Genomic DNA, 10,205 nt, shown 5'->3' with positions numbered 1-10,205 from the left:
CGCGGTCTCAGGTCACGAAGTAGAAGATCAGCGCCAGCACGACGTACACGGCCAGTAGCTGGAGGCCCTCGAACCAGGTCGACTCGCCCTCCTGGGTGACCTGGTTGGCGACCAGGACGGCCAGGAAGATGGCGCCGATCTCGAAGCCGTTGAACACCAGCGCCATCGGGAACGGCCCGACCACGAACGACAGCAGGACCAGCACTGGGGCCACGAACAGGGCGATCTGGGCCGAGGAGCCGATGGCGATGTTGACCGCCAGGTCCATCTTGTCGCGCAGGGCGAAGTAGATGGCCACCCAGTGCTCGGCGGCGTTGCCGACGACGGCGACGACGATGATGCCGACGAAGAACGGCGACAGGCCGAGGTTCTCCGACGCCTCGGTGATGGAGCCGACCAGGATCTCCGACATCACCCCGACGGCCACGCCGGCGATGGCCAGCATGGTCACGGCCCGCCGGACCGACCAGGGCTCGCCGCCGTGGTCCTCCTCGTCGTGGGAGGGGTTGAACAGGTCGCGGTGGGTCCGCAGGGAGAACACCAGCCCGGCCGCGTAGGTGATCAGCAGCACCACCGACACCCCGACCGACAACGCGTCCAGGTCGCTGGGGAAGTCGATCGCCTCGTCGGTGGGCCGGGGCAGGCCGGCCCCGGCCACGAGCTCGAAGATCGCCGGCATGACCAGGGCCACGGCGGCCAGCAGCAGCATCAGCGACTGGACGTTGGCGGCGGTGCGGTCGAAGCGCTGGCGGTCGCGCCCGAGCCCCCCGGCCAGCATGGCCGCCCCCATGACAAGCAGGATGTTGCCGAGGATGGAGCCGACGACCGACGCCTTGACGACCTCCTGGAGGCCCTCGTTCAGCGCGAACAGGGCGATGACGAGCTCGGGGAAGTTGCCGAAGGTGACGTTGAGGAAGCCGCCGATGCCGGGTCCGGAGCGGGCGGCCAGCTCCTCGGTGGACCGCCCCATGAGGGCGGCGGTCGGGATCACCCCGAGGGCGGCCGCGAGGAAGATCGGCGTGGCCCCGGCGTGGACGACCTCGAGGATGATGGCCAGGGGGATGAACGGCACCAGCAGGTACGGCCAGCCGTCCCCGCTGAGCAGGAAGCGACGGAGGTTGAAGCGGGGCTCGACGTCGGCGGGGGCGGTCATCGGCGGCTGCTCCTAGACGGGCTCCGGGGCCTCCGGGGCCTGCGGCGGCTGGGACGGGACCGGTGGCTGTTCGCTGGCCGGGGCGGCTTCCGCGGCACGGTCGAGGGCCGGCACCGGGTCGCGGGGCTCGCAGAACACCGCCATGCTGGCGGTGAAGGTGTGCAGGAAGTTGCGACCGCCGATCGGTCCCATCTCGCCCTGGGCGAAGAAGCCGGCCATCGGCGCGGCGTCGGTGGCGGCGGCCACCCGGGCGGCGTCGTGGTCGGGTTCGCCGAAGAAGTGCCGGCCCCGGCCGTTGCAGGAGAACAGCAGCACGCCCCGCGGCCGCCAGCGGGACACGGGGGTCAGCAGCAGCTCGAGGTCCTCGTCGGCGGCGGCGGCGTCGCGGATGTGGAACTGCAGGGTCTGGCCCACCTCGACGCTGTCCCCGACGGCGATCGAGCCGGTCTCCGGGTCGGCCCCGAGCAGGCCCCTGACCAGGAAGTCGCCCCGGTCGAAGCTGGCCTTGTGCTCGTCGATGACCTGGCCGACCTGGAGGCCGCCGCCCCGCAGCAGCTCCTGCTCGTGCTGGTCGAGGCTGGCCAGCAGCTGGCGCAGCCGGTCGACCGCTGGCCGGCCGCCCAGCTCGTGGACGATGTTGCCCTCGCCCCGGGTGACGGCGAACGGCGAGCCCACCGGTCGGCAGCCCTGGCTGACCACGGCCCGGATGTCGACGGGCCCGACCAGGGCGACCCCGGCGGCGCCGCCGTCGAGCACCTCGGTGCCGCAGAGCAGCCGGTGCCTCCCGGGCTCCATCGCTCCCGAGACCATCCCGCCGACCACCGGCAGGCCGGGCTGCTCGGCGTTGAGGCGCTCCAGGAAGCTGTCGGCCGGGAAGGTGAAGGGGTCGGCCAGCAGCAGCACGCTGGCCCGTTCGTCCTCGGGCAGGTCGGGCCAGCCGCCGATGCCGACGCCGTCCTCAAGGGGCAGCACCCGCAGGGCGAACGGCCGGACGTCGACCCCGGGCAGCCTGGCCATCCAGACGGCCAGGCCCGGCTCCCCCTCCAGCTCGCGGCCGTCGCCGATGACCCCCTGGGCGGTGCAGCCGAGGATGGCCGAGGTGCCGGTGCGCTCCGACAGGCTCAGGGCGATGCCGGCGGCGGCGCCGGCGTGGTCCATCGAGAAGAAGCAGACCACCAGGTCGGGAGCGTCGCCGAGCTGGTCGAGGGCGGCCGGGATGGCCTCGTCGAGGGCCTGCTGGTGGTCGGGTGCGGTGGAGATGGCGGCGCCGAAGGTGAGCATTGCGCAAGGCTACCCGGTTTCGACCCCGCTAGGATCCCCGGCCGACCCACTCGAAATGGGTGGCGTCGGGACGGGCGAAACCGCCGCCCCAGGCGAAGCCGTGCTGGGCCATGGTCCGGATCAGGCGCTCGTCCCCGGTGACCTTGAGGGCCACGGCGATGCCCCAGGCGTGGCGGGACAGCTTGCCCCCCAGCTGGCGCTCGCGCAGCAGCCGGGGGCTCCAGCAGCCGCCCTGGCGCCGGAAGGCGCCGACGTCGACCTGCCCGCGGAGGCCCTGGCGCTGAAGGTCGGCCATGGCCTTGCCCAGGTCGTCGACGACCAGGCGGTGGCAGCGCACCCGCCCGAGCACGGGCAGCTTCCTGGTCACCAGGTTGGCCCGCGTCCACTTCGGGTCGGGCCGGCCACGGTGCAGGCTCGGCAGGGCGAACTCGCCGAAGCGGGCCTTGACCTGGGCCAGGGGCAGGAGGCCGTCGCCCCCGCGGACGTACGGGCGGTCGCCGGGGGTGACGAACCGGACCGCCCGGCCCTTGAGCAGCTTGCCGAGCTCGGTCTGGAGGCCGTCGACCGACCCGCGCGGCCTGACCAGCAGGTAGGCGGCGCGCTGGATGCCGTAGCGCCGGGCCAGGGTGCGCTCAAGGGCCACCTCGTAGCCGCCCAGCAGGGCGTCGTCGACCACCCCGCTGACGGCCACGGTGCGGTTGCCGGACAGCTTCAGCTTGCCGCCCGACTTGACCTTGCGGAGCTTGGCCCCGGTCTTGGAGAGGACCGCCCCCTTGGGCAGCAGGGTGGCGAGCTTGCGCCCCGGCCGGCCGGCGGCGGCGGTATAGGCGTTGGTGTCGACCGCCATCGCCTCCACCGGGACCACCCGGTAGCCGCGCCGCCCGCTGGCTGCCGGCAGCGTGCCGGTCCGAACGGCGCTGATGGCGGCCACCCGGGTCGAGTCGCGCACCCGCCCGACCTCACGCTCGGAGAACCCGCCCGGCGCCCAGACCAGCAACTCGTTCCGGAACGCGTCCAGATCGGCGGCCCGGGTCCCGGCCACCCCCGCCCCCCACCCGTCCGGCCCGGCCCCGGCTGGCCCGCTCCAGGCGGCGACAAACACGACCCACCCGGCCACGAGCACCGCCAAGCCGGTGAGGATCGCCAGCGCTCGCCCTCGCGCGGTCATGCGCGATCTCCCCTCCCCGTTACGTCCAGCGTAACTATCGGGAATCGCGTTGCAACAGTGAACCTGCGAGTTTCACCGATCCGATATGGACGGTTCGCCCAACGCACCGAACGCCTGGCACCGCGCCCCGGCGCGTCGGTAGGGCCCCGGAACTAGAACGCGCTCAGCAGAGCCGGGTCTTCGAGCAGGTCGCGGAGGTGGGCGAGGAACTGGGCGGCGTAGGCGCCGTCGACGATGCGGTGGTCGAAGGAGACCGAGGTCGTCATGAGCTGGCGGACGGCGAGCTGGCCGTCGACCACCCAGGGGCGGGGGGCGATCAGGCCGGTGGCGACGATGGCGCACTCGGGCCTGTTGATGATGGGGGTGCCGGTCTCGACCCCGAAGCCGCCGACGTTGGTGATGGTGATGGTGCCGCCGGTGAGGTCGGTGGGGGCGGCCTTGCGCTCGCGGGCCAGGGCGGTCAGGCGGGTGAGCTCGCGCGACAGGTCGAGGATGCCGAGGGTGTCGGCGTCCTTGATGTTGGGGACGAGCAGGCCGGTCGGGGTGTCGGTGGCGATGCCGAGGTTGACCCAGCCCTTGACGACGATGTCGCCGGCGTCCTCGTCCCAGGACGAGTTCATCAGCGGGAACGAGCGGACGGCCACGCACAGCGCCTTGGCGACCACGGCGAGCGGGGTGAGCTTGAGGTCGGCCGCCGCCGGGAGGGCGCGGAGGCGCTCCCGCAGCTCCATCAGGCGGGTCGCGTCGACGGTCAGGAACTCGGTGACGTGCGGGATCGAGAACGCCGAGGCGGTGATGGCGGCGGCGATCTGGCGCCGGGTGCCGCGAACCGGGATCCGCTCCTCGCTGCGCTCGCGCGGTTGCCGGGCCACGGCCCCGGCGGCCCCGGCGGCGGGCTCGGCGGTCCCGAGGGCGCCGTCGACGTCCTCGCGGGTGATGCGGCCGTCCCGGCCGGTGCCGACCAGCGCCGTCAGGTCGACCCCGCGGTCCTTGGCGTAGCGGCGCACCGGCGGGGTCGCCCGGGGGCGCAGCTGCGCCGGCCCGGGCGGGGCCTGGGCCGGGGCGGCGGCGCGAGGGCCGTTGGCGCTGCGGGCGTGGCCGCCGATGCGGCGGCGGCGGGCCTGCTGGCGCTCCCCTGGCCCGACCAGGGTGGCCTGGAGCTCCTGCTCGGGCTCGGCCGCCACCGGGGCCGAGGCGGCCGCCGGGGACGCGGCCCCGGCCGGCCCCCCGCCGGTGTCGACGCTGATCAGGGGGGCGCCCACGTCCAGGGTGTCGCCCTCGCCGGCGTGGAGCTTGACCACTGTCCCGGCGTACGGGGCCGGGATCTCGACCACCGCCTTGGCCGTCTCCACCTCGACGATCGGCTGGTTGAGGGTGATGGCGTCGCCCTCGGCGACCAGCCAGCGCACCACCTCGCCCTCGGTGAGCCCCTCGCCCAGGTCGGGGAGCTTGAACTCGCGCTCGGCCATCGGGACCTTCTCCTCCTGAGCTAGAAGTCCAGGCTCCGCTGGACGGTCCACAGGACCCGGTCGACCCCGGGGAGGTGGGCCTCCTCGAGCCGGGCCGGCGGGTACGGGATGTCGAGCCCGGTGCAGCGCAGCACGGGCGCCTCCAGGTGGAAGAAGGCGGCCTCGGTGACACGGGCCGCGACCTCGGCGCCCATGCCGAGGAACTGCGGGGCCTCGTGCACCACCACCATCCGGCCGGTCCGGGCGGCGGAGGCGACCAGCGTCTCCTCGTCCAGCGGCACCAGGCTGCGCAGGTCGATGACCTCGAGCGAGCCGACGCCCTCCTCCTGGGCGGCCTCGGCCGCGTCCAGGGCGACCTTGACCATGGGGCCGTAGGCGACCAGGGTCAGGTCGCTGCCCTGGCGCAGCACGCGGGCCTGGCCGATCGGCTCGGTGGCGACCGGCAGGTCGACCTCCTGCTTGGCCCAGTAGCGGCGCTTGGGTTCAAGGAAGATCACCGGGTCGTCGGCCTCGATGGACTGGCGCAGCAGCGAGTAGGCGTCGGCGGCCGAGGAGGGCGTGACCACCTTGAGGCCGGCGGTGTGGCAGTAGATGGTCTCGGGGCTCTCGGAGTGGTGCTCGACGGCGCCGATGCCCCCGCCGTAGGGGATGCGGCAGACCACCGGCATGGCCTGGGTGCCGGCCGAGCGGTTCCGGTACTTGGCCAGGTGGCTGATGATCTGGTCGAGGGCCGGGTAGCTGAAGCCGTCGAACTGCATCTCGGGCACGGGCCGGTAGCCGCGCAGGGCCAGCCCGATGCTGACCCCCATGATGGCCGACTCGGCCAGCGGGGTGTCCATCACCCGCTGCTCGCCGAAGTCCTTGAGCAGGCCGTCGGTGATGCGGAAGACCCCGCCGAGGGTGCCGACGTCCTCGCCCAGCAGCACCACCCGGTCGTCGGCCTCCATGGCGTCGCGCAGGGCGGTGTTGAGCGCCTTGGCCATCGTGATCTGCGCCATCGGTGCCTCCCTCACGCCTCGGCCTGGAACTGGGCCTCGAACTCCTCGAGCTGGCGCCACTGGGCGACCAGGGTGGCCGGCGGGTCGGCGTAGACGTGGTCGACCAGGTGGGACAGGGGCGGGTCGGGCATGTCCTCGACGGTCGACCGGACCCGAGCCGCGACCTGGTCGGCCTCGGCCTGGACGTCGCCCTCCAGCGTCTCCGACCACAGCCCGGCCCGTTCCAGGAACGCCCGGTAGCGGCCGATCGGCTCGCGGGCCTTCCAGACGTCGAGCTCGTCGGAGGTCCGGTAGCGGGTCGGGTCGTCGGTGGTGGTGTGGGCCCCGAGCCGGTAGGTGATGGCCTCGATCAGGGTCGGCCCGCCGCCGTCGCGCGCCCGGTCGGCCGCCGCTCTGGTCACGGCGTAGACGGCCAGCACGTCGTTGCCGTCGACCTGGACCCCGGGGAAGCCGAAGCCGAGGGCCCGCTTGTAGACAGGGCCGGCCATCTGCTTGGCCAGCGGCACCGAGATGGCCCACTGGTTGTTCTGGCAGAAGAACACCACCGGGGCGCTGTGCACGGCGGCGAAGTTGAAGGCCTCGCTGACGTCGCCCTCGCTGGTGGCGCCGTCGCCGAAGTAGGCGACGGCGCAGATCTCGGCCCCGTCCCATTTGGCCCCGACGGCGTAGCCGACGGCGTGCAGGGCCTGGGTGCCGATGGGGATGGAGTACTGGGAGATCTTGTGGCGCTGGGGGTCCCAGCCGGACAGGTTGGCCCCGCGGTACAGGCCGAGGACCGACAGCACCTCCATGCCGGCGCGGACGTAGACGACGCCGTGCTCGCGGTAGGACGGGAACACGAAGTCGTCCGGCCCCAGCGCCCTGGCGCTGCCGACCTGCGCCGCCTCCTGGCCCAGGCACGGCGCCCAGATGCCGAGCTGGCCCTGGCGCTGGAGGTTGTTGCCCTCGACGTCGATGCGCCGCACCACCACGAGCTGGCGGTACAGGTCGCAGAGGTCCTCGTCGCTCAGCTCGACCTTGTAGGTGTCGTGCTGGAGGAGCGTCCCGTCCTCGCCGAGCAGCCGAACCTGCTCGTCGGTCTGGTCCATGCCAGTGTCTCCCGCGTCGTTGCGCCGACTCTCCTGATCCTACTCGTAGGAATGGGCGCAATACACAAGACTCCCCGGAACCGAAGAGCGCAGGTCCGGCCGGTTTCAGTACACAAGGGCCGGAACCTCGATGGGTTCCGGCCCTTGCGGGTGCCGCCCGGGGGGAGGCGGCGCTTCCGGATCGCCGGGGGACCGCTCCCGTTCGGTCGCCTCCGACGATGACAGCGTGAACGTACTGCGCTGTTCCCAAACGGAACATCAGGGGAACTACGGAGATGGAGGATGTGGTGGGTTGTAGGTCGGACTAGTCGAATCCCGGCCCGATATGGCCCGAATTGACTATCCGCACGTGGCGCAGGTCGTCCCCGGCGGACTTTCGCAACCCCTCCGAAGGTGGTACACCGTGAGTGGCAGTTGTGCCCCGCCCCGAGGAGGGATGCCAGTGGCAATTCCACCGGACTCGGAAGTGGCCGAGGAGCCAGCGCCAGGCAGCGCCGAGCGCCTCTCCTACCTGGACGCGGGGGGCCGGCTCGCCTCCCGGGAGACGGCGCAGTTCGCCGTGGTCCGCGACTTCGACGACCGCGGCAACGTGATCTCGCTGATGACCGAGCGCCTGACGCACTGACGTAGCTGCAGCTGTGAACCGGGGGGCGGCCGACGTGGCCGCCCCCCGTTGGCGTCTAGAATGCGCCCACGCCTGGAAGCCCCCCGAGGAGGACCACCCCGTGCTCGTCGACGGCAAGCGACTGCTGATCACCGGGGTGCTGACGCCCGGCTCGATCGCCTATGCGGTGGCCCGCGAGGCCCTCGACAACGGGGCCGAGGTGGTGCTCACCGGCTTCGGCCGCACCCGTTCGCTGACCGAGCGGACGGCCCGGCGGCTGCCCAAGGAGGTCGACGTCCTGGAGCTGGATGTCAACAAGCCCGAGGACGTCCGGGCCGTGAACGACGAGCTGGCCTCCCGCTGGGGCACCGTCGACGGCGTGCTCCACGCCATCGCCTTCGCCCCGGCCGACGCCCTGGGGGGCAACTTCCTCAACACCCCGTACGCCTCGGCCGCCACCGCCTTCCAGGTCTCGGCCTTCTCGCTCAAGGAGCTGACCGCCGGCCTGCTGCCGGTGCTGGAGAACCACCACGCCTCGGTGGTCACCCTCGACTTCGACGCCCGGGTGGCCTGGCCGGTGTACGACTGGATGGGCGTCTGCAAGGCCGCGTTGGAGTCGGTCACCCGCTACCTGGCCCGTGATCTCGGCCCCAAGCAGGTCCGGGTCAACGCGATCAGCGCCGGCCCGATCCGCACCATGGCCGCCAAGGGCATCCCCGGGTTCACCCTGCTGGCCGACGCCTGGTCCAAGCGGGCCCCGCTGGGCTGGGACGTCGGCGACCCGACGGTGGTCGCCCGGGTCGCCCTGTGGCTGTTCTCGGACTGGTCCCGGGGCGTGTGCGGCGAGCTGATCCACGTCGACGGCGGCTTCCACGCCATGGGCACCGACCTCCTCTCCAAGGAGGAGCAGGCCAGGCTGGCGGCCGAGGACGGCTAAGGAAGCCACCCCTCGCCATGGCAGGGTCGGAGGTTCTGGGGAGCCGTGGGGGGAGCGGGCTCCCCCCACATGGATCAGGTTCGCAGCGGCCGGTGATCTTCGTTGTCGCCGATGACGGCCGCCTGGTGGACGCGCTCGCCGCCGACCTGGGGCGGCGCTTCGGGGGGGACTACCGGATCGTGGCCGAGCGCTCCCCCGCCGGCGCGCTGGCCACCCTGGAGCGGCTCGCGGGCGCCGACGAGCCGGTCGCCCTGGTGATCGCGGCCAGGCGCATGGAGGGCCTGGACGGGCTGGCGCTGCTGCTGCGGGCCCGGGAGCTGCACCCGTCGGCCAAGCGGGTCCTGCTGGAGCACCGGGGCGAGTGGACCTCGGGCCAGCCGGTGGTCCGGGCCATGACCCTCGGCCAGCTCGACTACGTCCTGTTCCGGCCGTGGCTGCCGGTCGAGCAGTACCTGTACCTGCCGGTGAGCGAGTTCCTGGCCGCCTGGGAGAAGTCGCGGGGGGAGGGTGCCGAGGCGATCCAGATCGTCGGCCGGCGCTGGGCGGCCCGCTCCCACGAGCTGCGCGACACCCTGGCCAGGGTCGGGATCCCCTTCGGTTTCTACCCCGACGACTCGCCCGACGGCCGGCGCCTGCTCGAGCAGGCCGGCGAGGACGGCAGCCGCCTGCCGGTGGTGCTGTTCCGCCGCGGCCTGGTCCTGGTCGACCCGACCCACGCCGAGCTCACCCGGGCCCTGGGCATGCGGACCAGCCCGGCCGGTGGCGGCTGCGACGTGCTGATCGTCGGGGCGGGGCCGGCCGGGCTGGCCGCGGCCGTCTACGCCGCCTCCGAGGGCTTCGCGGCCCAGGTGCTGGAGCCGGCCGTCCCCGGAGGCCAGGCCGGCACCAGCTCCCACATCCGCAACTACCTGGGGTTCCCCTACGGGCTGAGCGGCGACGAGCTGGCCCAGCGGGCCGTGCAGCAGGCCTGGCTGTTCGGGGCCGACTTCATCCTGGCCCAGGCCGCGACCGGGCTGCGGGCCAGGGGACGCGACCGGCTGGTGCGGCTGTCGGACGGCGGCGAGGTGGCCACCCGGGCGGTGATCCTGGCCATGGGCGTGGCCTGGCGGCGGCTGGGCGTGCCGGCGCTGGAGGCGCTGAACGGGGCCGGCGTCTTCTACGGGTCCACCGGCGGCGAGGCCCGGGCGCTGCGGGGCGAGGACGTGTTCGTGGTCGGCGCCGGCAACTCGGCCGGGCAGGCGGCGATCCACCTGTCCGCCTACGCGGCCTCGGTGACGATCGTCACCATCGACGAGCGGCTGGGCGAGTTCATGTCCGACTACCTGGTGCGGAAGGTCGAGGCGACCCCGAACATCGCCGTGCTGCTCCACACCGAGGTGGTCGACGGCCACGGACGCCAGCGCCTGGAGGGCCTGACCCTGCGGGACCGGCACACGGGCGCGACCCGGGAGGTCCCCGCCTCGGCGATGTTCATCCTGATCGGGGCCGAGCCGCGCACCGACTGGCT

Annotated in this window: 9 protein-coding genes; 3 read left to right on the top strand and 6 right to left on the bottom strand. The window is 73.1% G+C overall.

Going from position 1 to position 10,205, the window contains the following annotated elements; genetic code table 11:
• Positions 1–7 precede the first annotated feature (7 nt).
• The 6 genes from cax to pdhA form a co-directional block, all read right to left on the bottom strand.
• A complete protein-coding gene (gene cax, locus VF468_16020) occupies positions 8–1,153 on the bottom strand; it encodes a calcium/proton exchanger (protein HEX5879799.1) in 1,146 nt (381 codons plus the stop codon).
• Between the two features lie 12 nt (positions 1,154–1,165).
• The gene (locus tag VF468_16015) at positions 1,166–2,434 is read right to left on the bottom strand and encodes an FIST N-terminal domain-containing protein (GenBank protein ID HEX5879798.1); all 1,269 of its coding nucleotides are present in this window, start codon (positions 2,432–2,434) and stop codon (positions 1,166–1,168) included.
• A gap of 28 nt (positions 2,435–2,462) precedes the next feature.
• Positions 2,463–3,602, bottom strand: coding sequence for a M15 family metallopeptidase (locus VF468_16010; GenBank protein ID HEX5879797.1), 1,140 nt, complete (start codon positions 3,600–3,602; stop codon positions 2,463–2,465).
• Between the two features lie 152 nt (positions 3,603–3,754).
• A complete protein-coding gene (locus tag VF468_16005; GenBank protein HEX5879796.1) occupies positions 3,755–5,071 on the bottom strand; it encodes a dihydrolipoamide acetyltransferase family protein in 1,317 nt (438 codons plus the stop codon).
• A 20-nt stretch (positions 5,072–5,091) separates the two neighbouring features.
• A complete protein-coding gene (locus VF468_16000) occupies positions 5,092–6,069 on the bottom strand; it encodes an alpha-ketoacid dehydrogenase subunit beta (GenBank protein ID HEX5879795.1) in 978 nt (325 codons plus the stop codon).
• 11 nt (positions 6,070–6,080) lie between these two features.
• On the bottom strand, positions 6,081–7,157 hold the full coding sequence (gene pdhA / locus VF468_15995) for a pyruvate dehydrogenase (acetyl-transferring) E1 component subunit alpha (protein ID HEX5879794.1): 1,077 nt from the start codon (positions 7,155–7,157) through the stop codon (positions 6,081–6,083).
• 442 nt (positions 7,158–7,599) lie between these two features.
• Here pdhA and VF468_15990 point away from each other — a divergent pair, with 442 nt between their 5' ends.
• From VF468_15990 to VF468_15980, 3 genes are all read left to right on the top strand, one after another.
• Positions 7,600–7,782: a hypothetical protein gene (locus VF468_15990; GenBank protein ID HEX5879793.1), complete on the top strand. Its 183-nt coding sequence runs from the start codon at positions 7,600–7,602 to the stop codon at positions 7,780–7,782.
• A 100-nt stretch (positions 7,783–7,882) separates the two neighbouring features.
• Positions 7,883–8,698, top strand: a complete 816-nt coding sequence (gene fabI / locus VF468_15985) for an enoyl-ACP reductase FabI (protein HEX5879792.1) — start codon at positions 7,883–7,885, stop codon at positions 8,696–8,698.
• A gap of 92 nt (positions 8,699–8,790) precedes the next feature.
• On the top strand, positions 8,791–10,205 hold a 1,415-nt coding region (locus VF468_15980), incomplete at its 3' end, for an FAD-dependent oxidoreductase (GenBank protein ID HEX5879791.1).

The organism is Actinomycetota bacterium (genome assembly GCA_036280995.1).
Classification (GTDB): Bacteria; Actinomycetota; CALGFH01; order CALGFH01; family CALGFH01; genus CALGFH01.
This window is presented reverse-complemented; position numbering and strand designations above follow the sequence as displayed.